This is a genomic window from Georgenia sp. X1117, from assembly GCF_057784635.1.
In genome coordinates this window covers 2236051-2259869 of record NZ_CM173492.1, presented here as the reverse complement: position 1 = coordinate 2259869, position 23819 = coordinate 2236051, and the positions used below count along the sequence as shown (strand labels likewise).

Below are 23819 nucleotides of genomic sequence, written 5' to 3'. Positions count from 1 at the left end.
CAACCCGGCCCTGCACCGGGTCGGGCCGGTCGATCCGCGGTCAGCGCATCCGGCCCGGGAGCAGGCGCTCGAGCGGGAAGTACGGCAGGTAGAGCACCCCGGAGAGGTTGTGCCGGAAGGTGATGCCCGCGATGAGGTAGATGCCCCAGTGCATGGAGGACGCACCGACCGCCCACAGTCGGGCCAGCCGCCGGTCGAGCGGCACCAGCGGGGCCACCAGCTCGAGCGCCAGCGACCCGGCGGCGGAGACCTTGGACAGGGTGGTGCACGGGTAGAGGCGGATGCCCAGACCCGCGACCTCGCTGCCGAGGAGCTCCTTGCGCAGGCCGTCGGCGGCGATCTGGCGGCGCAGCACCTCCCCGTCGGCCCACCGCCAGCCCAGCGGGCCCGCGACCTTCGCGTAGCCGGCGAGGAAGTAGATGACCGCGGTGACCACCTGCATCCCGCGCACCGGGGCGGCGTACCGCCACGACGGCGCGACCGCGCCGCCCGGAAGCGTCTCGGCACCGGCCGCGACGAGGGCCGCACGCCCGTCACCACCCGCGCGGCGGCGCGCGAGCAGGGCGTCGACTGAGACGGCGTCGGCCGAGGGCGCCACCCCCAGCAGCGCGGTGTGCAGGACGAGGTTGTTGTCGCTGTGGAAGGTCATCGACCAGGAGTTGCGGTAGGACAGCGTCCATGGCGGTGGCGACCAGCTCGCGCGCGGCTCGGCTCGTTCGACCAGCCGTGGCTCGTCTGGGGACGGCCGCTGCTCGGCCTCGTCGTCGGGCTGGCGTTCGCCGGGATCGCCGTGTCCCGGTCCCCGGTCCTGCGGGTCGGCCCCGGGTCGATCGAGGTGGTGCGCGGCGGGGAGGTCGACCGGGTGATCGGTCGCGACTCCGTCGACGCCGTCTACCGCAGGGGGTCACACCTCGTCATCGAGACCGACCAGGGGCGCGCCCTCTTCGACGACGAGCTCGAGGGGGACAAGGACCGGCACCGCACGGTGCTCGTGGCGGTCGGCTACCCGTGGGAGGGCCCGCGAGGGTGAGACCCGGTCAGCCGCAGCCGGGGGCGAGCAGGTCCGCGAGCACCCGCGCGTGGCTGTGCTCGGTGTCCTTCGCGGCGAAGACCAGGGTGACGCGCTCGCGCTCGTCGGCCAGCCCGCGCAGGTGCTCCAGCGCCTCGGACCCGTCGAGCTCGGCCTCGTAGCGGGTCGCGAACTCCTCGAACCGATCCGGGTCGTGGCCGTACCAGGTGCGCAGGTCCGGCGAGGGGGCCACGTCCTTGAGCCACTCGTCGACTTGGGCGTCCCCCTTCCTCACCCCGCGCGGCCACAGCCGGTCCACCAGGACCCGGTAGCCGTCGGCGTCCCCGGCCTCGTCGTAGACCCGCCGTATCTCCACACCCATCCCCCCACCCTGCCACGGGGCCTGCCGATCTCGGCGGGGGACGGCCTACCCTCGGGACGAGGCCGTCCCGGTCGGCGGCGCGGCGACCGGCTCGCTGCGGCCGGCGAACCCGACCGCCGGACCGCCACCGTCCGTTCACCTGGACGCCACCACACGATGATGGCGCCGCGTCATATTGTGCGGGGCAGGGGCGGCCGACCGCGCGATCGCACGCATCGGCCCAGGTCCGGACCCCGCCGCAGCAGCACGCCGAGACCCAGAACTCGATACGGATGCATGCACACGGGAATGAAGACGGCGGCTGCGGAGTTGTCGCCCATAGAGAACGTGACGCAGTCGGGCTCCCGCCGGGGGCCCGGGCGTCGGGCCCCGACCGCACGCGGGGCGAGGAACCGAAGAAAGGGACGATGCATGACGACGCAGCCCACCCACGACCCGCGCACCGACAGCCTCGGCGCGCTCCCCGAGGGCGCCCGCCCCACCGGCGCGAGCACCACGGAGACCGGCGCGCCCGCCGTCAGCGACCGCAACTCGCTGAGCATCAGCACCGACGGCCCCCTGCTCCTGCACGACGTCAAGCTGGTGGAGTCGCTGGCCCGCTTCAACCGGGAGTCCGTCCCGGAGCGCCGCCCGCACGCCAAGGGCGCGGGCGCCTTCGGCCGCTTCGAGGTCACGGCCGACGTCTCGGCCTACACCAAGGCCGCCGTCTTCCAGCCGGGCGCCAGCACCGAGATGCTCGCCCGCTTCTCCACCGTCGCCGGTGAGCTCGGCTCGCCCGACACGTGGCGCGACGTGCGCGGGTTCTCGCTGAAGTTCTACACCTCCGAGGGCAACTACGACCTGGTCGGCAACAACACCCCGGTCTTCTTCGTCCGCGACCCCATGAAGTTCCCCCACTTCATCCACTCGCAGAAGCGCCAGCCGGCCACCGGCCTGCGCGACAACGACATGCAGTGGGACTTCTGGACGCTCAACCCCGAGTCGGCCCACCAGGTCACCTACCTCATGGGTGAGCGCGGCCTGCCCCGCACCTGGCGGCACATGAACGGCTACGGCTCGCACACCTACCAGTGGGTCAACGCCGCCGGCGAGCGCTTCTGGGTGAAGTACCACTTCCACACCCAGCAGGGCATGGAGTTCCTCACCAACGAGGAGGCCACCCGCCTGGCCGGCGAGGACGCGGAGTTCCACCGCCGCGACCTCATCGACGCCATCGACCGCGGCGAGCACCCGCGCTGGACGCTGTCGGTGCAGGTCATGCCCTACGAGGACGCCAAGACCTACCGCATCAACCCGTTCGACCTCACGAAGACCTGGCCGCACGCGGACTACCCGCTCATCGAGGTCGGCACGATGACGCTGGACCGCAACCCGGTCAACTTCCACGCCGAGATCGAGCAGGCCGCCTTCTCGCCGTCGAACACGGTCCCGGGCATCGGCTTCAGCCCCGACAAGATGCTGCTCGGCCGCGTCTTCGCCTACGCCGACGCGCAGCGCTACCGGATCGGCCCGAACTACAACCAGCTGCCGGTCAACAAGCCGATCGTCGAGGTCGACAACTACGGCCAGGACGGCCCGATGGCGTACGACCACAACGGCGCGCGGCCGAACTACGTGCCCAACTCCTACGGGCGCGACTACTCCGACGAGCAGGGCCCGGTCGACGCCGGCTGGGAGGCTGACGGCGAGATGGTCCGCCAGGCCTACACCCTGCGCGCCGAGGACGACGACTTCAGCCAGCCCGGCACGCTCGTGCGCGACGTCTGGGACGACGCCCAGCGCGCCGCCTACGTCGACACCGTCGCGGGCGGGCTGAGCGACGGCGTCTCGGAGGGCGTGCTCGAGCGCGCGTTCCGCTACGTCAAGGCCGTCGACCAGGCCACCGGCGACGCCATCGAGGCCAAGGTCCGCGCCAACAAGGCCTGACCGACCACAGCCCGACCGGCGCACGCAGGTTGGGACGGCGCCGCCGGTCGCAGCAGCGACCATGCCGCACGCCGCGCGCCCCCGGGAGGAGACTCACGGGGGCGCGCGGCGTTCTCGTGCCTACTCGCGATCGGGCCGCGTCGCCGACAGGCCGCCCTGCGCCCGGACCCGCCGCACGGTCGGCCGCGCGGCGGGTCCGGGTCGCCGTGCCGTCGGCCCCCGCCGCTCGGACGGTCTCGGCGCGGGCGGCTCCCTCGGGCGCGACCGTCCGGACCAGCGCCTCGGCCCACGGGGTCGGCGCGAGGCCGAAGGCCCCCTCCGCCTCGCTGGTGTCCATGAGGTAGGGCGCGGTGAACTGGTGCTCGAGCTGGCGGATCTCCCGCATCGCCGGCACGAACCAGCCGATGAGGACGAGCTGCCACCGCGGCGCCACCGAGACCTTCGGCGCGGGAAGGCCGAGCGCGCCGGCGAGGTCGGCCGCCAGCTCGGCCTGCGTGCGGGCGGGGTTGGTCGGCACCAGCCACGTGCGCCCGTGCAGCTCGGGCCGCGCGGCGGCCTCGACGACGGCACGGGCCACGTCCTCGACGAAGGTCCAGGCGTGCGGCTGGTCGCTCGCGCCGATGACCTGGATGCTCCTGCCCGCCCGGATCCGCTCGATGTTGCGGGTGGCGTGCCCGTTCTGCCCCACGCCGGCGCCGAGGTAGTCCGAGGCCCGCACCTCGACGGCGCGCAGCCGGCCGGCGCGGTGGGCCGCCATGACATCGGCGGTCATCCGTGCACGGAGGCATCTGGACCCATCTCTCGACCACCGAGGCGCTCAACGAGGTCCTCACCCGACCCCCACCTCCGCGACGGCCCTGTTCCCCGTTCCGCCCGCAGCGAGAGCGGCCGCCCCGCCGATGCGCCGCGGCGCAAGGGGCCGTAGCGTCGAGGCATGACTTCACAGGTGATCGTCTTCGGTGGCCACGGCAAGGTCGCCCTCCTCCTCCACCCCCTGCTCGTCGGCAACGGCGACTCGATCGACGCGGTGATCCGCAACCCCGACCAGTCCGCCGCGGTGAGCCAGGCCGGGGCCAACCCGGTCGTCGCCGACGTCGAGCAGATGAGCACCGAGCAGCTCACCGAGCTCATCTCGGGGCACGACGCCGTCGTGTGGTCCGCCGGGGCGGGCGGCAGCAACCCCGACCGCACCTACGCCGTCGACCGCGACGCCGCGATCCGCACGATGGAGGCCGCGAAGGCGGCCGGCGTGCAGCGCTACGTCATGGTGTCCTACGTCGGCTCCAGCCCGGACCACGGCGTGCCCGAGGACAGCTCGTTCTTTCCCTACGCCGAGGCGAAGTCCGCGGCCGACGCGCACCTGCGCGCCAGCGGGCTCGACTGGACGATCCTGGGCCCCGGCGGGCTGACCCTCACGCCCGCCACCGGTCGGATCACGCTGACCGACGAATCCGGGGAGACCTCCCGGGCCAACGTCGCCGCCGTCATCGCCGGCGCGCTGCGGACCAGCTCCTCGATCGGCCGCACGTACAACTTCGCCGACGGCGAGACCCCGATCGCCGACGCCCTGGCCTGACGATCTCTGCGCGGTCCGATTCGCCGATGACACGAGCAAGGCGCCGGGCGTACCTCCCTGGTAGGTACGCTCGGCGCCTCAGTCGTGTCCTCGACAACAGCTCGTGTCCTCAGCGAGGTCGGGCGGAGGTGCGGGCCGCGCGCGTGGGGCCTCAGTCCGGCGGAGCACCGTCCGGCCGGTCGAGGCGCGCAACGCGCCTCGGACCCGCGGTGGCCCGGTAGGACTCCTCGAGGAGCTCGGCGACCTCGTCCCAGTCGGTCGCGTCGTCGAGGTCGATCCCGTACCAGCCGCTCGACCCCACGTAGGCGGGGTAGAAGCTGCGCGGGTCGTCGAGCAGGGCGCGCACCTCGCCGTCGTCGGTGTGCCGCAGCAGGAGGGAGTGCGGGTGCTGCTCGTGGGCGCCGCCGCCGAGCTTCACGCTGCCGCCGTAGGTCGCGAAGGTGCGGGTGGTGAAGAAGGTCGGGCGGCCGTGGCTGACCTTCTCCTGCACGTCGGGCAGGGCGAGCGCGAGGTCGCGCACGCGGGCGAGCACCGGGTCGTCGTCGTCGAACATCTGCGGGTGCGCCATACCGGCACGGTAGACCCAGGGAGGGTCCGGCCCCAGAGGAATCGGACCTCGCGGCACCCGGACCGCGAGACGAGGAGGGCCCGGACGGATCAGGCCTCCGGGTCGAGTGCGGCGGCGAGGTCGGCCCAGATGTCCTCGACGTCCTCGATGCCGACGCTCAGGCGGATGAGCCCGGTCAGGGTCCCCTCGTTCCAGCGGTTGCGCCGCTCCGCGCTGGTCTCCACCCCGCCCAGGCTGGTGGCCACGACGACGAGCTCGGTGCGCTCGAGCACCCGGTCGGCGGCGTCCTCGTCGGCGACGCAGAAGGAGAGCATCGCGCCGAAGCCGCGCATCGTGCGGCGGGCCAGCTCGTGGCCCGGGTCGCCGGGCAGGCCCGGGTAGCACACGCGCGTCACGGCGGGGTGGGCGTCGAGCCGTTCGGCCAGGACGCCGGCGCTCGCCTCTGCCCGGTCGAGCCGCACGGCCAGGGTGCGCACCCCGCGCAGCGCGAGGAAGGTCTCCACGGCGCCGGGGACGCCGCCGTGCAGGGACCGCTGCCGGGCCACGGGCTCCATCACCTGCTCGTCCTTGCCGCCGACGACGCCCATGAGCAGGTCCGAGTGCCCGCCGATGTACTTCGTCGCCGAGTGCAGGACGTAGGTGGCGCCCAGCGCGAGCGGGTTCATCCGCAGCGGAGTGGCGAAGGTGGAGTCGACGACGACGTCCGCCCCGCGCTCGGCGGCCGCCGCGCACAGGGCCTCGACGTCGAGCACCTGGATGAGCGGGTTGCTCGGGGTCTCCAGCCACAGCACGGCGCCAGGACGCCCCTCGCCCTGGTCGCTCGGCGCGGCGTCCAGCGCGGCCGCGACGGCGTCCGGGTCCGTGGCGTCGACGGGCACGTCGCGCAGCCGGCCGAGCTCGGTGAGGTCGGCGAGCAGGCTGCGCACCCCGTGGTAGATGTTCGCGCTGGTGACGACGTGGGTGCCGACCGGCAGAGTCTCCAGGATCGCGGCGGCCCCCGCCATGCCGCTGGCGAACGACAGCGCGGAGCCGCCCTCGAGGCTGCCCATCACCTCCTCGAAGGCGGCGTGGGAATCGGTCCCGAACCGGGAGTAGTCGGTGCCGCCGTAGCGGAAGGTCGAGGCCAGGACCGGCGGGGGGTTGAGCGGGGCGCCCTCGCCCGTGGGGCGGCCGAGGGCGACGGTGCGGGTGTGTGCGGACCAGGTGGACGTCATGCCCGCACGATAGGTCGCCGTCGGGGCGTCGCCCCGCCCGGTCGGCGCCCGTCCCGGACCGCGGTCGGGGGCAGCCGGACACCCGACCGGCCCGCCGGACACCCCGACCCCGGATGCCGATGTCGGTGGGCGGTGCCACGCTGGTCGAGATGGACACGCTGACGACGGCACAGATCCAGGACGCGCGGCTGACCGGGTGGAGCCACGTCTGGGTGACCCTGCAGACGCGCTTCGCCACGGGGAGCTTCGACCGCGGCCTGAAGCTGGTCCAGGCGATCGGTGCGGCGGCCGAGGAGGCGAACCACCACCCGGACGTCACGCTCACCTACCCCGCCGTGGCGGTCACGCTCACGAGCCACGACGCCGGCGGCCTCACCCAGCGCGACGTCGACCTCGCCCGCCGGATCAGCGCGATCGCCGCGGACCTGGGCATCGAGGCCGCCCCCGCGGACGTCATGCGGGTCGACCTCGCGCTCGACACGGCCGACACGGGCGCCATCGCCCCGTTCTGGTCGAGCGTGCTCACCGGTTCGCCGGACAACGTCGACGGCGACGAGGTGCTCGACCCGGCCGGGCGCACCCCGCTGCTCTGGTTCCAGCTCACCGAGCCCCACGAGCGGCCGCGTCAGCGCTTCCACCTCGACGTCCAGGTCCCGGCCGACCAGCTCGACGCCCGCGTCGCCGCCGCCGTCGAGGCCGGCGGCCGCGTCGTGGAGGACATGGGTCGGGCGCGCGCCTTCGTCGTCGTCGAGGATGCCGAGGGCAACCGCGCCTGCTTCTGCACCGTCCTCGACCGCTGACCGGGCGGGCGCGTCAGACCTGGTTCTTCCGGCGCAGGCCGACCGCCAGCAGCGCGAAGCCCGGCAGGAGGCACGCGGCGGCCAGGGCGTGGGTGACCACGCGCTCGCTCCCCCGCTCCTGCTCCCAGGCGTAGGCGCCGTCGTCCGCGACGCCGACGCTCAGCGCGGCGCCGTCCGAGGTGCACGTGATCTCGTGGGGGCCGGCCTCCCCGGTGACGAACCGGGCGACCGCCGGCCGGTCGCCGTGGGCCCAGTTCGTCGCCGACTCGACCTCGAGCCCGCCGCCCGGACCGTCGACGGCGCACCGTGGCTCCTCCGTCAGCGCGCCCGTGGCGTCCTCACCAGCGGCGCCGCCCGAAGGCACCTCGGACGCCGCCTCGCCGGCCACCGCCGAGCCGGTCAGGTCGGCGACCACGACGTAGGGGGCCTCGGCGTCGAGGTCCGCGACGCCGTCGTCGGCCGGGACGGGCTCGCTGCCCACCAGCGACGGCGGTGCCCCCGTGGACCCACCGACCAGCTCGAGGGTCAGCGCCGCGACCGCGCCCGCGAGCAGCGCCAGCACGCCGACGACGACGAGCAGGCGACCGCCCGCCCGGCCACGTTCTCGCGCGGCGGGCGGGCGGTCGTCGTCGTTCGTGCCGGTCACCCCGGCATCGTGCCAGGTGACGCGGCGGATCAGGCGGTCTGGTCGGCGTGCTTGCCCTCCGCGATCTCCTCGACGGTCTTCGCGCAGAACGCCGGCAGGTCGGCCGGGGTGCGCGAGGTGGTCAGGCCGGCATCGACCACGACCTCCTTGTCGACCCAGCTCGCCCCGGCGTTCTTCAGGTCGGTGGCCACCGACCGCACGGAGGTGAGGGTGCGGCCCTCGACCACGCCGGCGTCGATGAGGACCCACGGCGCATGGCAGATGGCGGCGACGGGCTTGTGCGCGTCGAAGAAGGCCCGCACGAAGTTCGTCACGTCGGTCGACGTCCGCAACGCGTCGGCGTTGAGCGTGCCGCCGGGCAGCACCAGCGCCTGGTAGTCGTCAGGGTTGGCGGCGAGCACCTCGAGGTCGACCTCGAAGTCGTCGCCCCGGTCCCAGTCCGAGCGCAGCGCGGTGATCGTGCCGGGCTCGAGGGAGATGAGGGTGGGGACGCCACCGGCGGCCTCGACGGCCTTCCAGGGCTCGGTGAGCTCGGACTGCTCGACGCCGGTGGTGGCGACGAAGGCGACCTTCTTACCGGAGATGGACGGAGCCATGGTGTACCTCCTGGGCTCGGATCGGCCCGTGCGGGCCGCGGTCCCCTCCATGGAACCGCCGATCGACCACGGGCGCATCCTGGGAGCCCGGAGCGCGGGCCCCGCTCCGCCGCGCGCGAACACGGTCGCTACCGTGTGCCCATGCCCCCCGGTCGCGCCCCGCACGTCGTCGTCCCCGCCGAGCTGCGCGTGGGCGGGGCGACGCTGAGCGCCGCGAGCCCCGCGGTCATCGTCCCGATCGTCACCGCCGACGACGCCCCGGCCCGCGCCGCGGAGGCCGTCGCCGCCGGGGCCGACGTCGTCGAGTGGCGCCTCGACCTCGCCCTGCCGCCCGCGCGCGGCACCGACCCCGCTCCGGACCTCGCGGCGGCCGTCCTCGACGCACTGCCGCAGGTCGTCGCCGCCTGCGGCGGCGCCGCCCTGCTCCTCACCTACCGCACGACGGCGGAGGGTGGCTCGGGGGACGCCTCGCCGCAGGAGTACCTGGCTCTGGTCACCGCCCTCGCGGGCGCCGCGGGGGTGGACCTCCTCGACGTCGAGGCCGACCACCCCGCGGCAGCCGAGATCCTCGCGGCGCTGCGGGCCGGGCGCCCCGACGCCGGCCGCCTCACCGGCCCGGCGCTCGTCCTCAGCCACCACGACTTCGACCGCACGCCGCCGCGCGAGGAGATCGTCGCCCGGCTCGCCGCGATGGAGGGCGCCGGCGCCGACGTCGCGAAGATCGCCGTCACCCCGCGGACCGCGAGCGACGTCCTCGAGCTGCTCGCCGCCACGGACGAGCGGGCCGCCACGGCGCGGATCCCGCTGATCACGATGGCGATGGGCGACCTCGGCGTTCCCACGCGGCTCGTCGGCGGCCGGTTCGGCTCGGCGGCCACCTTCGCGGCCGTGTCCGCGACGTCGGCACCCGGCCAGCTCCCGGTCGGCGAGGTCCGGGCCACCCTCGACGCCCTCGCCGGCAGCGCCCGCCCCTGAGTCCACGGGGCCGTCGGCGCGTCGTCGCACCCGGTCCTCAGCTCGGCCGATGTCCCGTGGCACGGACCACCTCGGCGTGATCTCACCACCTTCACATATGGGACGAACACCGCTATCTTTCTGGCGCCCGAGAAGGACTGCCATCGATCCGGAAGCGAGCACAACGACATGGACCAACTGCGCAACTACGACTGGGTGGGGCTGCTCGAGAAGGTGCTCGTCGCCCTCGTCATCCTCCTCGTCACCTGGCTGCTGGCCAAGGCGATCAAGGCGGGCATCGAGAAGCTCGTCGCACGGATCCCGGCGCTGCAGCGCACCGGCCGGGACGGCCAGAGCCTGGGGACCGCGGTCGGGCAGATCGCCTCCCTGCTGGTGTGGATGTTCGGCCTCGTGGCCATCCTCCAGGTGTTCCGCCTCGAGCAGGTGCTCTCGCCGATCACCTCGATGCTCGACACCTTCCTGGGCTACCTGCCGAACGCCATCGGCGCCGGCGTGGTGTTCTTCATCGGCCTCGTCCTCGCGCGCATCGCCCGCCAGGTCGTCGGCACCGCCCTGTACTCCGCCGGCCTCGACGAGCGCGTCGCCCGTCTCCAGGCACGTGGCGGGAGGCAGACGGCTCCCGCACCGGCCGGCGCACCGCAGCCCGGACCGGACGGGACCGCGCCCCACCAGCCCGCACCCGGGCAGGCGCCCGGCGCACCCGCGGGCAGCAGCACCAGCCTGACCGACGTCATCGCCAACCTCGTCTTCGCGGTCGTCCTCGTCGTCGTCTCGATCTCCGCCCTGCAGATCCTGGGCATCTCCGCGATCTCCGACCCGGCGTCGTCGATGCTGGAGTCCGTCCTCGACGCGCTGCCGAACATCCTCGCCGCGGTCGCGCTGCTCATCGTCGGCTGGTTCATCGCGCGCTTCGTCGGCCAGCTCGTCGGGTCGACCCTGTCGGCCACGAGCCTCGACCGCGTCGCCGCGGAGCAGGGCATCGTCCCCTCGAACCAGCGGGCGACGTCGATCATCGCCACGGTGGTCAAGATCGCCATCGTGCTGTTCTTCGCCATCATGGCCACCCGCCTGCTCGGCTTCCCCGAGATCACCGCCTTCCTCGAGGAGGTCATCGCCGTCGGCGGCCGGGTCCTGTTCGGTGCCGCGTTCGTCGCGGTCGGCGTGCTCGTGGCCACGGTGCTCCGCAACGCGCTGGGCCGCACCACCCCGGGCCAGATCGTCTACTGGGCCACGATCGCCCTCTTCGCGGCGATGGGCCTGAGCTACATGGGCATCGCGGAGTCGATCGTCAACCTCGCCTTCGGCGCGGTCGTCGTCGGCGGCGCGCTCGCGGCGGCGCTGGCCTTCGGGCTCGGCGGCCGGGACGCCGCCGCGCGCACCCTGAACCGCGCGGAGAAGAAGCTGGACGACCAGCCGCAGCCCTGACCGGGCACGCAGGTCTGCATGAGCATCGGCGGACGCCCGTGAGCCACCCGGCTCGCGGGCGTCCGCCGTCTCGTATCGTCGGCGTCATGGAGCCGGGAGCCGCCCCCGCACGGGCACAGAGCGTCCCACGCGGAACGCTCGGGGCTGCCGGGACCGAGCAGGACGGTGCCGAGGACGCACGAGCCACGCTCGGGGCGGACCCGCTGCGCCCGCTCGATCCGACGACCGGCTCGCCCGACCTCGTGGTCCAGGGCCACGAGACACGACCGTCCTCGGTCATCGGCCGGCAGCTGCCCTTCGTCGCCGTGGCCGGCGTGGTCGCCCTCGTGCACGTGTGGACCACCCCCGAGATCCTCAGCCAGGGCCGCACCTTCCTCGCCCTGCTCACCGTCCTCGTCGCGACGGCCGGGGCGGTCGTCGTGCCCTGGCCGAGGCTGCCCCGCGTCGCCGTCGCGGCGGTGCCCGTCCTCGACATACTCGCCGTCGGACTGCTCATCGCCGACTCCCTGGTCGTCTCCTCGATGCTCGTGCTGCCGGTGCTGTGGCTCGCTCGCGCGTTCCCGCACGGCGGAGTGGCGCCGGGTGTCCTGCTCGGCACGGCCGCCGCGTGGTCGCGCGAGCTGGGCGCGCTGGCCTGGACCGGCACGCTGCCCGACCTCAGCCCGGCCTCCCTGCAGCGGCTGCTCATCGTCCCCTCGGTGCTGATCGCCGTCGCGCTCGTGGTCGCCCGCTCCGAACGGCGCGCCACCGCGCGCCTCGAGCTGGTCGCCGCGCAGAGCCAGGTCGCCGAGGAGGCACTCGCCGACGCCCGCGCGCAGCGCCGCCTCGTCGAGGCCGTCCTGCACACCGTCGACGCCGGGGTCGTCGCCCTGGACGCCGAGGGCCGGGTCATCCTCGTCAACCGCGCGCTCGCCGAGCAGGGTGCACCCGTGCCCGGCGTCGGCGAGTCCGTCCGGGACCCGGAGGTCCGACGCCGGTACACCGGTCGGGTCCTCGGCCAGGACGGACGCACCGCCCTGGAGCCCGAGGCCAGGCCGCTCATGCGCTCCGACGCCGGAGAGCGCATCGACCGCGAGCTCGTCTGGTGGGTGGACGCCACCGACCGGCGCTCCGCCCAGCGCATCTCGGCCGCACCGCTCACGGACGAGGAGGGCCGGCCCGCCGGCACCGTCGTCATCACCCACGACCTCACCGAGGAGATCGAGGCGCTCGCCCAGCGCGACGACTTCGTCTCCTCGGTCACTCACGAGCTGCGCACCCCGCTCACCTCGATCCTGGGCTACCTCGACCTGGCCGCCGAGGAGCCCGACCTGCCCGCGGCGTCGGCCGCGCACCTCGACATCGCCACGCGCAACGCCGAACGCCTCGAGCTGCTCATCTCCAACCTGCTCATCGCCGCGCGGGAGGCGGCCGGGGCCTCGAGCGGCCCGGTAGGCCGCGTCGACCTCTCCGCCGTCGTGCGCGACGTCGTCGAGGGGCAGTGTCCGCGGGTGACCGACGGGGGCCTCACGCTGCGGCTGGAGGCTGACGAGCCCTGCGAGGTCGACGCCGACCCGGTGCGGGTCGCCCAGATCGCCGACAACATCGTCTCCAACGCGATCAAGTACTCCCGCCCCGGCGACTCGGTGACGGTGGAGACCTGGCGCTCACACGACCGGGTGCACCTGATGGTCACCGACACCGGCATCGGGATCTCCGCCGGGGACCGGATGCGCCTGTTCGCCCGCTTCTTCCGGGCGCCGGCCGTGCGCGGCGGCGCGGTGCAGGGCACGGGCCTGGGGCTGCACATCACCAAGCAGATCGTCGAGGCCCTCGGGGGGACCATCACCCTCGAGAGCCGGCTCGGCGAGGGCACCACCGTCGAGGTCTCGCTGCCCGCGGCAGGCACCCGGTGACCCTCGACGCGCTCACCCTGCAGGTCGCCGCGGGACTGACCATCGTCACCGTGGCGACGATCTTCGTCGTCGACGCCCGCGACCGCGGGGACGACCCCGTCGACCGGCTGTGGGGCGCGGCGCTGGCCTGTGGGATCGTCGCGGCCGGCACCTTCGTCGTCGCCGCCGGCTTCCCCGCCATGTGGTGGGTCAACGCGATCGGCAACGCCGCGACCGTGCTCACCACCTGCCTGCTGTGGAGCGGGTCCCGCCGCTGGGTCGGGCGGAGCTCCGAGCTGTGGCTCCCGGTCCTGCTCGCCCTGGCGGCCTCCGGGACCACCCTCGCCGTGGGCGCGCCCGAGCGCCCCTGGGCCGGGGGGACCGTCATGCTCGCCGCGACCGCGCTGGGCGCCCTCGGCACCGGGGCCGAGCTGCTCCGCGCCCGACGCCGCCGCTCACCCGTCGTGGTCCTGCTCGCCGCCGTCCTGCTCACCGCCAGCGCCTTCTACCTCCTGCGCCTCGCGCTGCTCCTCACGGCGGGGCCCGACTCCGCGGTGTTCGAGCGCTGGGCCGGCACCGCACCGGCGTCGATCGCCATCATCGTGCTCTACACCTGCGCGGCCTTCGGGATGATCGCGCTGCGCTCCGACGACCGCGCGCGCGAGCGCCTGCGCAGCGCCAACTACGACCCGATGACCGGCGCGCGGACCATCCGCAGCTTCCGCCCGCTCGCCGAGGCGGCGATCGCCGGCGACCGCGCCACCCACCGCCCGGTCGCCATGGTCACCCTCGACCTCGACGACCACACGCGCCTGACCGAGGCCTTCGACGCGTCCGTCGCCCGGCGCGCGGTGATCGTCCTCGGCGAGGTGGTGCTGCGCCTGCTGCCGCCGCTGGCGCTCATGGGCCGCGAGGACCACCGCACCGGCTTCGACGTGCTGCTGCCCAGCCGATCCACCGTCGAGGCCCAGGAGTGGGGCGACCGCGTGCGCGCCGAGCTGGCCCGCGTGCCGCTCGAGGTCGCGACCGGCCACCTGCGCCTGCGGCTGAGCATCGGCGTGGCCGGTGACGCGAGCGCCGGGTACGACCTGGACGACCTCGCCCAGGTGTGCCGCGACGCCGCCGTGCGCGCCCGCGAGCTGGGCGGCAACCGGGTCCACGTCGCGACGGTCGAGGAGGGCTCGGCGAGCCTGGCCCGGGTCGGCCGCAGCATCGGCGCCCCGCGCGGACGAGCGGGCGGTGCCCCGGCCCCACCCCGCGAGTGAGCATCTTCCTGCCTGGCACGCACCCCGGGTGCCGGAGTTGTCCGGTCCTGAGGGTCGCCGGTATCTCCTGAGCAGAACCTGAGGGGAACGACAGGTGACGGCAAGGACACCTTGAGGGGGCTGTCGCACGATCTCTCCCAGCAGCCCGGGAAGGCCGGGTGCGCACCCCCTCCCGAAAGGCACGACATGTCGCGCTCCACCTCCTCCCCCCGCTCGAAGACCTGGAAGGGCGTCGCCGCCGGCGCCGCCGCCATCGCCATCCTCGCGGGCGGCGGTGCGTCCTTCGCCGAGTGGCGTGACTCGGCCGCGGCAGCCAGCTCGGCGACCATCACCTCCGGTGTCCTCACCATCGACGCCGTCGACGACGGCGCGTGGACCAACGTCCACGGCGAGGACGTCACCGCCTCGGTCGAGAGCGGCACCTACCGCATCGTCCCCGGCGACGTGCTCACCTACTCCGAGTCGATGACGATCCAGGCCACCGGCGACGAGCTCACCGCCACGCTGTCCACCAACCTCGGCGACCTCACCGGCGACGCCGAGCTGGCCGGCGCCATCGCCGAGTCCGCCTCGCTGACCCTCGACGGCGACGCCGTGGACGGCCTGTCCACCCCGGTCACCGCCGGCTCGGCCGCGCAGACCCTCGACGTGGCCGTCACCCTCCCCTTCGACGCCGCCACCACCGGGCTCGTCGCCCAGGGCCAGACGGTCGCGCTGGCCGACCTCGAGGTCGTCCTGGCCCAGCAGCCCGTCAGCTGACCCCCCGCGCCGGCTGCCGCCGGCGACAAGCCACCGGCCCCGGCCGGATCCCCGAGGTCGGACCCCCGGCCGACCCCCACGAGAGGAGGACGACGATGAGCAGCAGGCGACTGGCCGCGGCCGGGCTCGCGGGCGCGCTCGCCGTCGTCCTCCTCTCCGGTCCCGGGACCACCGCGGCGTCCTGGGTCGACTCCGCCACCGTCGACGCGGCACCGATCAGCTCGGGCCGGCTCGAGGTCGATGCCGTCTCCCAGTCCTTCACCGTCACCCGGGCAGACGGCAGCTCGATCGCCCTGGGCGCCGCACCGCTGGCCGTGGGGGACACGATCGTGCTCACCTCCACCGTCGCTGTCCGTGCCGAGGGCGACACCCTCGCCGCCACGCTGTCCCTGGACACCTCGGCGCTGCGGTTCGTCGTCGGCGGGGTGGACCTCACCGCCTTCTCCCGCGTCGCCGTGACCAGCGCGCTGCCCGCCGACGGCACCCACGGCGTGTCCGTGACCGGCGACGACGACGGGGCCACCGCCACGGCCACCGTCACCTGGACGATCCCCGCCACCACCGACGGCCGCCCCCGCGCCGCCGACCGCTCCAACTGGTGGGGCGAGCGCCTCCAGCACCAGAGCGTCGACCCCGGCGAGCTGAGCTGGCGCCTCGTCCAGGACGCCTGACCGGCCCACCCCCGCACCACCTCACCCGCAGCGAGCACGAGAAGGAGACCACCGTGAGCACCACCCGTACGCGACGGGCGAACCGCCCCCTGGGCGTCCTTCTCGCCGCGCTCGCCGCGGTGCTCCTCGTCGTCCTGCTCGCGCCCACCGGCCGCACCGAGGCCGCCTGGAACGACGCCGTCGCGGTCGACGTCCCCGCCACCACCACCGGCGGACTCAGCCTCACCACCTCCGGCGCCGTGTCCGGCTCGACGACGGTCACCCCCGGCGGCACGGTCACCGGCACCTGGGCGCCGAGCACGGTGTCCGTCACCGCGGCCGGCGTCGCCCTCACCGGCACCCAGCTGGCGGGCTCCCGCCTCGAGTACCGCGTCTCCACCGGCGGCTCCTGCGCCGCGGGGACGGCCACCTTCACCGCGAACCCCTCCGGCGCCGGGACGAGCTTCGCCGTCTCCGGCGGCGCCGCCCTGAGCGGGGCCCGCACGCTCTGCGTCACCCTCGTCCCGAGCGAGGCCCTGCGGGCGAGCCACCCGGGCGCCGCCCTGAGCGTGACCACCACCCTGGCCGCCACGCAGGCCGGCGCCGGCACCTGGACCGCCGGCAGCACCTGGACGACCACCCAGCAGCTCCCCGCGCTGCCGGCGATCACCTCGGTGCAGTGCCGCGACATCAGGCAGAACCGAGAGATCGAGATCAGCTGGAACTGGGTCGACGGCGCCACGGGTCAGCCGAGCCCCGCCAACCCCCAGTCCTTCCGGCTCGAGCGCCGCAACGACGGTGGCCAGTGGCAGCCGCTGACGACGGTGTCGTCGGCCGGTGCACGTTCCGTCCGACTCACGAGCGACAGCATCACGACGAACATCTGGGACCGCCAGCACCACGACGTCCGCGTCGTCGCGACGCTCCCGGGCAACCGGAGCGTGACCAGCACTGCCCACGCGGCGATCACCACCCTCGAGTTCCTCATCTTCGCCGACCAGATCGCCTGCGCGTGACGCCGGCACGGCCGGCTGCCGGGCACCGGCCGTGGCACGCCACCCACGCACGCACCGACACCACCCAGGAGACCACCATGTCCCGCCGCATCGGCCGCGCACTGACCGGCCTGCTGCTCATCGCGATCCTCGCCCTGCTCGGCGCGCTCGTCGTGGTCCCCCGGCTCATGGGCTGGGTGCCGCTGACGATCCTCACCGGCTCGATGGAACCGACGATCGCGCCGGGCAGCCAGGTCGTCGTCGACCCCGTCGAGGGTGAGGAGGACGCGGCCAAGCTCCAGGTCGGCGACGTCATCACCATCATGCCCTGGCCCGACGACCCCCGCCTGGTCACCCACCGCATCGTCGAGCGCCACGACTCGGCCTCCGGCGTCAGCTTCGTCACCCAGGGCGACGCCAACGGCACGGTCGACGACTGGGAGGTCACCGCCACCCAGATCCGGGGCGAGGTGAGGTACCACGTGCCGCTGGCCGGGTACGTCGCCACCTTCCTCGACGGCGGGCAGAAGGCGACCGGCGCGGTCGTCGCCGCCGCGGCGCTCCTCGTCTACGCCGGCGTCCAGGTCGTCGGCGCGGTGCGTGGCCGCCGTGCGGACGAGGGCGACGCCGAGCAGGCCGGTGCCGTGTCGACGGCTCCCGACGACGCGGTGACCGACGACGACGCGTCGACCGCCGTCGAGGCGGCCCAGCTCAGCACCGTCGGTTCCGGCGGCCGGCCGGCCGGGGGTGCCCCGGGCGAGCCCGCCTCCGCAGTCCCGACCGCCGTCGGCGCGCGACGGCGGGACCTCCGGTGACGCCGACCGCCACCTGCTGCCGCACCCTCGACACCGACGAGCTGTGCGACCTGGCGGGCGACGTCGGTGTCCCGGCGGCGACCGGCATGATCGACCGGTTCGTCGACATGCTCGATACCCGGCTCGCCCGCCTCCGCGAGGCGACGGACCCCGAGCACCTGCGCGTCGCCGCACTGTCCCTCGCCTGCTCGGCGGAGATGCTCGGCGCGGCCCGGCTCGCCTGCCGGACCCGCCACCTGGCCCGCGTCCCCGCCGCCGACCGCTCGTCCCGGCACCACGCCATGAGCGACGTCGACGAGGTCGCCCGCACGACCGCGACGGCGCTGATACGCACCTGCCGACGGCACGCGGCGCTGTCCGGCGCAGATCCCACCGCCACGCAGTGACGTCCGGTGACGGGCCGGGCAGCGAGCGGTCGGTCCCGGTGCGTCAGACGGCCGGGCGGGCCGGGGCGAGGCGGTAGCCCACCCCGCGCACCGTCTCCACGAATCGCGGCGCGGTGGCCGCGTCACCGAGCTTGCGCCGCAGGTTGGCGACGTGGACCTCCAGCGCCCGGCGGTCCGACTCGGTCGGGGTCAGGGCGAAGTCGTCGTGCTCGCCCCAGGCGACCCGCACGAGCTCGTCCTTGCTCAGCACGCGCCGGCCGGCCCGCAGCAGGGCGGCCAGCACGTCGAACTCGGTGCGGGTGAGGTTGACCGGGGCGCCGTCGAGGACGGTGTCGCGTGCGTCGAGGTCGACGAGCAGGTCCCGGTGGCGGAGGATCTCCGCCGGCCCGTCGGCCGCCTCGACGGTCGCTCCCACCTCGGGCGTCCCGCCCATCGCCCCGCCCATCGAGGGTGAACCGGCGGACGGCGACCCGGCAGACGGCGCCCCGGCAGACGGCGCCCCGGCGGACGGCGGACCGACCGACGGCGACCCGGCGGCGGGCATGCCCGCCGAGGGCGCCGAAACCGCGACGGCACGCGGCCGTCGCAGCATCGCCTCGATCCGGGCGCGCACCTCCCGCGGCCGGAAGGGCTTGGTCACGTAGTCGTCCGCACCGGCCTCGAGGCCGAGGAGGGTGTCGATCTCGTCGGAGCGGCCGGTGAGCATGAGCAGGTAGGTCGAGGAGGTCTGCCGGATCCGCCGCGCCACCTCGAACCCGTCGATGTCCGGCAGGGAGATGTCCAGCGTGGTCACCAGCGGGTCGTGCGTGCGCACGGCCTCGACGCCGGCCTCCCCCGTCGCGGCACTGTGCACCTCGAAGCCGGCCTGCCGCAGGGTGGTCTCCAGCAGGAAGCGGATGTCCGCGTCGTCCTCGACGACGACCGCGATCCGCCCCATATCAGTCGCGGCACGCTGTTATCAGCGCGACCGCCCGCACGGTCGGCGTCGTCCCAGGTCATGGGACCGGGTCACAGGAGGTGCCAGGTGCCTCACGTGCACCGTCAAACCGCGGGATCCCGCCGGCCCCCGTAGTAGTCTCACAACTCCCTCACCCCCCACGCACGACGGTGCGCGGCTGCGCTCGCACGGGGCGCTCCGACCGCACCACGACCCCGGTAACGACACGAAGGTGGATCCGTGGAACTGACCGACTACGTGGCGGTTCTGCGCCGACGCTGGCTCATCGTGGCGATCGTGACGCTGCTGTGCCTGGCCGCCTCGCTGGCCGCCAGCCTCCTGGCCACCCCGCGCTACACCTCCAGCGCCGAGGTCTTCTTCTCGGTCCAGGGCGGCGACTCGGTCTCCGACCTGGCCCAGGGATCGACCTTCGCACAGCGGCAGATGACCTCCTTCGCCGAGGTCGCCACCGCGCCGCTGGTGCTCGAGCCCGTGGTCGAGGAGCTCGGTCTGGACATGACCGCCCAGCAGCTCGCCGGCATCGTCACGGTCACCGTCCCGCAGGACACGGTCATCCTCTCGGTCTCGACCGACTCGACCAGCGCCGAGGACGCCGCACGGATCTCCAACGCCGTGGCCGACCAGCTCGCGAGCACCGCCGCGACCCTCTCCTCCCCCGACGGCGGCGAGACCGCCCCCGTCCAGGCCACCGTGATGACGCCCGCCCAGGTGCCGAGCTCGCCCTCCTCGCCCGACGTCGTCCGCAACGCCGCGCTCGGGCTCGTCGTCGGTCTCCTGCTCGGCCTGGGTGCCGCCTTCGTGCGCCACCTGTCCGACACCCGCCTGCACTCCGAGGACGACGTCAACCAGGTCACCGACACCCCGGTCATCGGCGCGGTCCCGGTCAAGGAGAACGCCAGCAAGGACCGCGTGTTCGTGCACGCCGAGCCGCACGGCGCGCCCGCCGAGGCCATGCGGCGCCTGCGCACCAACCTGCAGTTCGTCGACCTGGGCGACGGGCCGTCCTCCATGGTCATCACCTCCTCCCTACCCGGCGAGGGCAAGTCGACGACGGCGATCAACCTCGCCGCGGCGCTGGCCGACACCGGCGCGCGGGTGCTGCTCGTCGACGCCGACCTGCGACGCCCCTCGATCGCCGACTACCTCGGGCTCGAGGGCGCCGTCGGGCTGACGACCGTGCTCATCGGCCGGACCTCGCTCGAGGACGTCGTCCAGCCCTGGCGGGAGACGTCCCTCGACATCCTGCCCACCGGCCAGATCCCGCCCAACCCCAGCGAGCTGCTCGGCTCGCGCGCCATGCAGGAGCTGCTCGCCGAGGCGACCGCCTCCTACGACGCCGTGCTGCTCGACAGCCCCCCGGTCCTGCCGGTCACCGACGCCACCGTCTTGTCCGGCCTCACCGGCGGCACGCTCGTGGTCGCGGGCGCCGGCCAGACCCACCGCGGCCAGCTGGCCGACACGATCGAGGCGCTCGGCACGGTGGACACCCAGGTGCTCGGCATCGTGCTCAACCGGATCAACCGCGCGAGCAGCCGGTACGCCTACGCCTACGCGACCTACGAGCCCCTCGAGGCCGCTCCGGGCGGGGCGTCCTCCGGGACGCCGCGGTCCGCGCCGCGCGCCGAGGGTCCGCGCCGCGCCACCGCCGAGAGCCGTCACGCGCGAGGGCGCGCCCGGAAGGCCCGGGCGGCGTCGTGACCACCCCGGCCGGGGCGCGCGTGCTCATGGTCTGCACGGGCAACGTCTGCCGGTCCCCCGCGGCCGAGCGGCTGCTGCGCCTGCGGCTCGGCGCGGACAGCGGGATCGACGTGACCAGCGCCGGCACCGGCGCGCTCGTGGGATCGGCGATCGACCCGCCCGTCGCCGAGCTGCTCGAGGCCCGGGGCGCCGACACGGCCGACTTCACGGCTCGCGTGCTGACCGAGCGGATCGCCACCGAGACCGACCTCGTGCTCACGGCGTCGCGGGAGCACCGCGCGGCGATCGTCGAGACCGCGCCCGGCGCGGTGCGCCGGACCTTCACGCTGCGCGAGCTCGCGCGGCTGGCGGGAGACGTCACCGAGGCCGAGCTCGCCGAGCTCGCCGAGCGGGCCGCGCAGGACGCCGCCCGGTCCCGGGGCGAGGGCGCGACGGTCACGCCCGCCGACCGTCTGCGCGCCCTGGTCGCGATCGCCTCGCGCCGCCGCACCCAGGTCGACCCCGGGCTCGACGACGTGCCCGACCCCTTCCGACGCTCGCCGGAGGACTACCGCCTCGCCGTCGACCTCGTGGCCGAGGCCGTCGACGCCGTCGCCGACCGCGTCGTGGGCAGCTGACGCACCGCGCCGGACGGCTGCCCCACCGGGGCTGCCGTCATTCCGGTGCCGACCCGCCGACCGCCGTTCCCGCACCGCGCCGGACGGCACCGGTCAGAGGACCTCCTCGTCGAGGCGCTCGGCGACCTCGGGGTTCTCGTCGAGGTACTCCTGCGCGCGGTCCTCCGCGATCGCGGCCGAGAGCTCCTCGAAGGACTCCCAGTGCAGGTTGACGATCGACTGGCGTCCGTCGGGGCTCCAGCCCGTGCCCTCGACCGGTGCGGTGAGGAACGTGACGTCGTCGGGCCGCACGTCGCGCATGGAGAGGCCCAGGGTGGTCATCTGACTGACCGAGAGGCGCTCGTCGACGGCCACGGTCCCGGCCACGACCTGCGCGAAGTCGTACATCGCGGCCGGGCGGCGCAGCAGGTCCTCCCGGAAGACGGCCGACATCATCGCCCGCATCCAGTTCTGCTGGCGCTGCACGCGCCCGAAGCCGCCGCCCGGGATGGACCGGTTGCGCGCGTACATCAGCGCCTCCTCGCCGTCGAGGAGGTGGGTCCCGGGCCCGAGCTCGACCGCGCGCCCGTCGCGGGTGGTGCCCTCCATCCCGTTGGGCAGGTGGATCTCGACGCCGCCGAGCTCGTCGGTGAGCGTGGCGAAGGACTCGAAGTCGGTGACGGCGAAGTGGTCGATGGGGATGTCCGTGATGTCCTCGACGGTCTGGACCATGAGCGAGGGCCCGCCGAAGGAGAAGGCGGCGTTGATCTTGTTGTCCCCGTGGCCGGCGATCGGCACCCAGGAGTCGCGCGGGATCGACATGACCACGGCGCTGCGCCGGTCCCCGGACAGGTGCACGATCATGATCGCGTCGGTGCGCTGACCGCCGTACTCCCACTGCGAGGCGTCTCCCGCGGAGATGCGGGAGTCCGAGCCCAGGACGAGGAAGTTGACCGGCGTGCCGCTGCCGTCCTCGTCCGGTGCGTGGCTGGGGCGGTCGGTGACCGACTCGAAGACGTCGGGCACGCGCTCGATCTGCGACTCGATGCGGTGGTGGATGTACCAGACCGCCCCGGCCACGACGAGAACCAGGACGAGCACGATGCTCAGCGAGGCGATGAGCGCCTTCCTGCCGCCGCTCATCCGGCGCCGGCCGCGGCGGGAGCGGCGGGTGGCCATCGCGGCGGCACCGTCGTCGTCGTCGAGGCCGATGAACTCCTCGTCGCTGGCGTCCTCCTCCGGCAGGTCCTCAGCGCGCGGGTCGTCCTCGGGCCGGGGCGCGTCGGGGCCGTCCTCGGGCGTCGAACTGGTCACGTGGCCTCCACCGATCCTGGGGGAGCGCTCTCCCGCCTGCTGCCCGCGCGGGCCCCGCGGACGTGTGCGGCCACTGTAGTTCGGCGCCGGCCCGCGCACGCGCCGCCCCGCGGGCAGAACTCGTTGCCGCCCCGGCGTGGGCGCCGTACCGTCGAGGCAGCGCCGTCCCGCGGCGCACCACCGGCAGCCGGCAGGGAGCAGCACATGAGACGCACGATCATCACCGCGGCCGCCGTCGCGGGAGTCGGGATCCTCGGCGTCGGGGGCGTCGCCGTGGCCACCACGCTCGGTCAGGGGGCAGACACCGACCGCGCCGCGGCCGCCGAGGCCGGGTCCGGGGCCGACGACGAGGCCGGCACCGACGGGCCCGGCTCATCGTCCGACGACACCACCGAGGACGACGCCGACGGCGATGCCACGGACGAGCAGCCCTCGACGCCGGGCCACCCCGCCTGGCCCGACGCCCTGACCGACCTCGGGAGCGACGACCTCCAGGGGGCCGCGGACGCCCTCGCGCCGTTGGTCGACGCCGCCACCGAGGCGCTCACGCTGCTCGACCTCACCCCGCAGGAACTCGTCGGCGAGCTGCACTCCGGCGCCACGCTCGGCGAGCTCGCCACCGAGCAGGGCGTGGACCCCGAGGAGCTCGTCGAGCTCGGGATCGCCCCCCTCGAGCAGCAGCTCGACACGGCCGTCGCCGAAGGGGCGCTCACCACCGACGAGGCCGACGCCGCGGTCGCCGAGGCCGAGGAGCTGCTGCGCAGCGTCATCAACGAGGGGCCGGCCGCGCTGGGCCTGCCCGGCCTGCCCGGCGGCGGAGGGACCGACGGTTCGGCGGACCCGTCCGGCGTCGTCGGCTAGGTCCGCCGGTCGCAGGCGTCGATCGGCCTCAGTGGGTCGTGTCGTAGAGGCGCACGAGCGCGGCCAGCAGGTCGGTCCAGGCCCGCTCGAGGGTCGCAGCGTCGTCCTGGTGCGTGACGTGCAGGACGTCGACGACGGTGCCGAACCCGTCCGGCGTCAGCGTGATCGTCACCTGGTCGAAGGCGCGCTCGTCCTCCGGCGGCGCGTCGCCCTGGCGGAGCCACGTGACGACCTGCCGCTCGGGCGGCTCGCTCTCCAGCAGCCACCCGGTGACGGCGACATCGAGGTTGCGCGAGGCGATGCGGTAGCGGCCGTTGACGCCCTGCGGCAGGTCGAAGGTCGTGTCGCCGGCGTGCGCCCACCACCAGGGCCGCAGGCCCACGTCGACGGTCAGCGCTCGCCAGACCTCGGGGCGCGGGGCCTCGACGCTTACGGAGACGGCGATGTCTGTGGTCATGTCAGCCTCACCCGGTAGGCGCGGACGTGTACCCACCACCGTAGCGGGCCCCCGCCGCCGCTGCCCAGGTTCCG

Annotated in this window: 26 protein-coding genes; 16 read left to right on the top strand and 10 right to left on the bottom strand. The window is 74.5% G+C overall.

Annotated features, from left to right (window positions below; genetic code table 11):
* Window positions 1-40: 40 nt before the first annotated feature.
* The gene (locus AC3D3D_RS10415) at window positions 41-649 is read right to left on the bottom strand and encodes a hypothetical protein (protein ID WP_463662006.1); all 609 of its coding nucleotides are present in this window, start codon (window positions 647-649) and stop codon (window positions 41-43) included.
* Here AC3D3D_RS10415 and AC3D3D_RS10410 point away from each other — a divergent pair.
* Window positions 614-1030, top strand: coding sequence for a YqeB family protein (locus AC3D3D_RS10410; protein WP_463662005.1), 417 nt, complete (start codon window positions 614-616; stop codon window positions 1028-1030). The genes AC3D3D_RS10415 and AC3D3D_RS10410 overlap by 36 nt on opposite strands.
* A 7-nt stretch (window positions 1031-1037) precedes the next feature.
* Here the strand turns inward: AC3D3D_RS10410 and AC3D3D_RS10405 are convergent, their stop codons facing one another.
* Window positions 1038-1391: a DUF488 domain-containing protein gene (locus tag AC3D3D_RS10405; RefSeq protein ID WP_463662004.1), complete on the bottom strand. Its 354-nt coding sequence runs from the start codon at window positions 1389-1391 to the stop codon at window positions 1038-1040.
* A 411-nt stretch (window positions 1392-1802) separates the two neighbouring features.
* Between AC3D3D_RS10405 and AC3D3D_RS10400 the strand changes: the two genes are divergently transcribed.
* Window positions 1803-3317 (top strand): catalase, encoded by a 1515-nt coding sequence (locus AC3D3D_RS10400; protein WP_463662003.1) that lies wholly within the window; start codon window positions 1803-1805, stop codon window positions 3315-3317.
* On the opposite strand, the gene AC3D3D_RS10395 is transcribed toward AC3D3D_RS10400, so the two are convergent.
* Window positions 3253-4089: an NAD-dependent epimerase/dehydratase family protein gene (locus AC3D3D_RS10395; RefSeq protein WP_463662002.1), complete on the bottom strand. Its 837-nt coding sequence runs from the start codon at window positions 4087-4089 to the stop codon at window positions 3253-3255. The genes AC3D3D_RS10400 and AC3D3D_RS10395 overlap by 65 nt on opposite strands.
* Before the next feature lie 162 nt (window positions 4090-4251).
* Here AC3D3D_RS10395 and AC3D3D_RS10390 point away from each other — a divergent pair, with 162 nt between their 5' ends.
* Window positions 4252-4893, top strand: coding sequence for an SDR family oxidoreductase (locus AC3D3D_RS10390; RefSeq protein ID WP_463662001.1), 642 nt, complete (start codon window positions 4252-4254; stop codon window positions 4891-4893).
* Between the two features lie 151 nt (window positions 4894-5044).
* On the opposite strand, the gene AC3D3D_RS10385 is transcribed toward AC3D3D_RS10390, so the two are convergent.
* Together AC3D3D_RS10385 and AC3D3D_RS10380 are read right to left on the bottom strand one after the other, a co-directional pair.
* Window positions 5045-5461, bottom strand: coding sequence for an MmcQ/YjbR family DNA-binding protein (locus AC3D3D_RS10385; protein ID WP_463662000.1), 417 nt, complete (start codon window positions 5459-5461; stop codon window positions 5045-5047).
* A gap of 89 nt (window positions 5462-5550) precedes the next feature.
* Window positions 5551-6675, bottom strand: coding sequence for a trans-sulfuration enzyme family protein (locus AC3D3D_RS10380; RefSeq protein ID WP_463661999.1), 1125 nt, complete (start codon window positions 6673-6675; stop codon window positions 5551-5553).
* A gap of 149 nt (window positions 6676-6824) precedes the next feature.
* Here AC3D3D_RS10380 and AC3D3D_RS10375 point away from each other — a divergent pair, with 149 nt between their 5' ends.
* A complete protein-coding gene (locus AC3D3D_RS10375; protein WP_463661998.1) occupies window positions 6825-7475 on the top strand; it encodes a 4a-hydroxytetrahydrobiopterin dehydratase in 651 nt (216 codons plus the stop codon).
* Between the two features lie 13 nt (window positions 7476-7488).
* Here AC3D3D_RS10375 and AC3D3D_RS10370 read toward each other — a convergent pair whose 3' ends face one another.
* Window positions 7489-8121, bottom strand: coding sequence for a hypothetical protein (locus AC3D3D_RS10370; RefSeq protein WP_463661997.1), 633 nt, complete (start codon window positions 8119-8121; stop codon window positions 7489-7491).
* 29 nt (window positions 8122-8150) lie between these two features.
* The gene (locus AC3D3D_RS10365; protein WP_463661996.1) at window positions 8151-8717 is read right to left on the bottom strand and encodes a type 1 glutamine amidotransferase domain-containing protein; all 567 of its coding nucleotides are present in this window, start codon (window positions 8715-8717) and stop codon (window positions 8151-8153) included.
* Window positions 8718-8858: 141 nt separating this feature from the next.
* Between AC3D3D_RS10365 and aroD the strand changes: the two genes are divergently transcribed.
* The 9 genes from aroD (at window position 8859) to AC3D3D_RS10320 (ending at window position 17861) form a co-directional block, all read left to right on the top strand.
* Window positions 8859-9692 carry a type I 3-dehydroquinate dehydratase gene (gene aroD, locus AC3D3D_RS10360; protein ID WP_463661995.1) on the top strand — a complete coding sequence of 278 codons (834 nt, stop codon included), beginning with the start codon at window positions 8859-8861 and terminating at the stop codon, window positions 9690-9692.
* A 168-nt stretch (window positions 9693-9860) separates the two neighbouring features.
* Window positions 9861-11117 carry a mechanosensitive ion channel gene (locus AC3D3D_RS10355; protein ID WP_463661994.1) on the top strand — a complete coding sequence of 419 codons (1257 nt, stop codon included), beginning with the start codon at window positions 9861-9863 and terminating at the stop codon, window positions 11115-11117.
* An 86-nt stretch (window positions 11118-11203) separates the two neighbouring features.
* A complete protein-coding gene (locus tag AC3D3D_RS10350) occupies window positions 11204-13012 on the top strand; it encodes a sensor histidine kinase (RefSeq protein WP_463661993.1) in 1809 nt (602 codons plus the stop codon).
* On the top strand, window positions 13009-14256 hold the full coding sequence (locus AC3D3D_RS10345; protein WP_463661992.1) for a GGDEF domain-containing protein: 1248 nt from the start codon (window positions 13009-13011) through the stop codon (window positions 14254-14256). The genes AC3D3D_RS10350 and AC3D3D_RS10345 overlap by 4 nt, the downstream gene beginning before the upstream one ends.
* A gap of 186 nt (window positions 14257-14442) precedes the next feature.
* Window positions 14443-15015, top strand: a complete 573-nt coding sequence (locus AC3D3D_RS10340; RefSeq protein WP_463661991.1) for an alternate-type signal peptide domain-containing protein — start codon at window positions 14443-14445, stop codon at window positions 15013-15015.
* A gap of 95 nt (window positions 15016-15110) precedes the next feature.
* The gene (locus tag AC3D3D_RS10335) at window positions 15111-15686 is read left to right on the top strand and encodes an alternate-type signal peptide domain-containing protein (RefSeq protein WP_463661990.1); all 576 of its coding nucleotides are present in this window, start codon (window positions 15111-15113) and stop codon (window positions 15684-15686) included.
* 53 nt (window positions 15687-15739) lie between these two features.
* Entirely contained in the window at window positions 15740-16681 is a 942-nt protein-coding gene (locus tag AC3D3D_RS10330) for a hypothetical protein (RefSeq protein WP_463661989.1), read from the top strand.
* A gap of 77 nt (window positions 16682-16758) precedes the next feature.
* Window positions 16759-17475 carry a signal peptidase I gene (locus AC3D3D_RS10325; RefSeq protein ID WP_463661988.1) on the top strand — a complete coding sequence of 239 codons (717 nt, stop codon included), beginning with the start codon at window positions 16759-16761 and terminating at the stop codon, window positions 17473-17475.
* Complete coding sequence (locus AC3D3D_RS10320) at window positions 17472-17861, top strand: hypothetical protein (RefSeq protein WP_463661987.1); 390 nt, start codon at window positions 17472-17474, stop codon at window positions 17859-17861. The genes AC3D3D_RS10325 and AC3D3D_RS10320 overlap by 4 nt, the downstream gene beginning before the upstream one ends.
* Before the next feature lie 43 nt (window positions 17862-17904).
* Here the strand turns inward: AC3D3D_RS10320 and AC3D3D_RS10315 are convergent, their stop codons facing one another.
* Window positions 17905-18798 carry a response regulator transcription factor gene (locus tag AC3D3D_RS10315; RefSeq protein ID WP_463661986.1) on the bottom strand — a complete coding sequence of 298 codons (894 nt, stop codon included), beginning with the start codon at window positions 18796-18798 and terminating at the stop codon, window positions 17905-17907.
* A 240-nt stretch (window positions 18799-19038) separates the two neighbouring features.
* Here AC3D3D_RS10315 and AC3D3D_RS10310 point away from each other — a divergent pair, with 240 nt between their 5' ends.
* Complete coding sequence (locus AC3D3D_RS10310; RefSeq protein ID WP_463661985.1) at window positions 19039-20517, top strand: tyrosine-protein kinase domain-containing protein; 1479 nt, start codon at window positions 19039-19041, stop codon at window positions 20515-20517.
* Window positions 20514-21134, top strand: coding sequence for an arsenate reductase/protein-tyrosine-phosphatase family protein (locus AC3D3D_RS10305; protein ID WP_463661984.1), 621 nt, complete (start codon window positions 20514-20516; stop codon window positions 21132-21134). The genes AC3D3D_RS10310 and AC3D3D_RS10305 overlap by 4 nt, the downstream gene beginning before the upstream one ends.
* Before the next feature lie 93 nt (window positions 21135-21227).
* On the opposite strand, the gene AC3D3D_RS10300 is transcribed toward AC3D3D_RS10305, so the two are convergent.
* Window positions 21228-22427, bottom strand: a complete 1200-nt coding sequence (locus tag AC3D3D_RS10300) for an LCP family protein (protein WP_463661983.1) — start codon at window positions 22425-22427, stop codon at window positions 21228-21230.
* 204 nt (window positions 22428-22631) lie between these two features.
* Between AC3D3D_RS10300 and AC3D3D_RS10295 the strand changes: the two genes are divergently transcribed.
* Entirely contained in the window at window positions 22632-23288 is a 657-nt protein-coding gene (locus AC3D3D_RS10295) for a hypothetical protein (protein ID WP_463661982.1), read from the top strand.
* A gap of 28 nt (window positions 23289-23316) precedes the next feature.
* Here AC3D3D_RS10295 and AC3D3D_RS10290 read toward each other — a convergent pair whose 3' ends face one another.
* Window positions 23317-23745: an SRPBCC family protein gene (locus tag AC3D3D_RS10290; RefSeq protein ID WP_463661981.1), complete on the bottom strand. Its 429-nt coding sequence runs from the start codon at window positions 23743-23745 to the stop codon at window positions 23317-23319.
* Between the last annotated feature and the right edge of the window lie 74 nt (window positions 23746-23819).

Bases quoted from the DNA above. Each gene is read 5' to 3' on its own strand.
- AC3D3D_RS10415 (WP_463662006.1), bottom strand. From the start codon at position 649: ATGACCTTCCACAGCGACAACAACCTCGTCCTGCACACCGCGCTGCTG.
- AC3D3D_RS10405 (WP_463662004.1), bottom strand. From the start codon at position 1,391: ATGGGTGTGGAGATACGGCGGGTCTACGACGAGGCCGGGGACGCCGAC.
- AC3D3D_RS10400 (WP_463662003.1), top strand. From the start codon at position 1,803: ATGACGACGCAGCCCACCCACGACCCGCGCACCGACAGCCTCGGCGCG.
- AC3D3D_RS10395 (WP_463662002.1), bottom strand. From the start codon at position 4,089: ATGACCGCCGATGTCATGGCGGCCCACCGCGCCGGCCGGCTGCGCGCC.
- AC3D3D_RS10390 (WP_463662001.1), top strand. From the start codon at position 4,252: ATGACTTCACAGGTGATCGTCTTCGGTGGCCACGGCAAGGTCGCCCTC.
- AC3D3D_RS10385 (WP_463662000.1), bottom strand. From the start codon at position 5,461: ATGGCGCACCCGCAGATGTTCGACGACGACGACCCGGTGCTCGCCCGC.
- AC3D3D_RS10380 (WP_463661999.1), bottom strand. From the start codon at position 6,675: ATGACGTCCACCTGGTCCGCACACACCCGCACCGTCGCCCTCGGCCGC.
- AC3D3D_RS10375 (WP_463661998.1), top strand. From the start codon at position 6,825: ATGGACACGCTGACGACGGCACAGATCCAGGACGCGCGGCTGACCGGG.
- AC3D3D_RS10365 (WP_463661996.1), bottom strand. From the start codon at position 8,717: ATGGCTCCGTCCATCTCCGGTAAGAAGGTCGCCTTCGTCGCCACCACC.
- aroD (WP_463661995.1), top strand. From the start codon at position 8,859: ATGCCCCCCGGTCGCGCCCCGCACGTCGTCGTCCCCGCCGAGCTGCGC.
- AC3D3D_RS10355 (WP_463661994.1), top strand. From the start codon at position 9,861: ATGGACCAACTGCGCAACTACGACTGGGTGGGGCTGCTCGAGAAGGTG.
- AC3D3D_RS10350 (WP_463661993.1), top strand. From the start codon at position 11,204: ATGGAGCCGGGAGCCGCCCCCGCACGGGCACAGAGCGTCCCACGCGGA.
- AC3D3D_RS10340 (WP_463661991.1), top strand. From the start codon at position 14,443: ATGTCGCGCTCCACCTCCTCCCCCCGCTCGAAGACCTGGAAGGGCGTC.
- AC3D3D_RS10335 (WP_463661990.1), top strand. From the start codon at position 15,111: ATGAGCAGCAGGCGACTGGCCGCGGCCGGGCTCGCGGGCGCGCTCGCC.
- AC3D3D_RS10325 (WP_463661988.1), top strand. From the start codon at position 16,759: ATGTCCCGCCGCATCGGCCGCGCACTGACCGGCCTGCTGCTCATCGCG.
- AC3D3D_RS10315 (WP_463661986.1), bottom strand. From the start codon at position 18,798: ATGGGGCGGATCGCGGTCGTCGTCGAGGACGACGCGGACATCCGCTTC.
- AC3D3D_RS10295 (WP_463661982.1), top strand. From the start codon at position 22,632: ATGAGACGCACGATCATCACCGCGGCCGCCGTCGCGGGAGTCGGGATC.
- AC3D3D_RS10290 (WP_463661981.1), bottom strand. From the start codon at position 23,745: ATGACCACAGACATCGCCGTCTCCGTAAGCGTCGAGGCCCCGCGCCCC.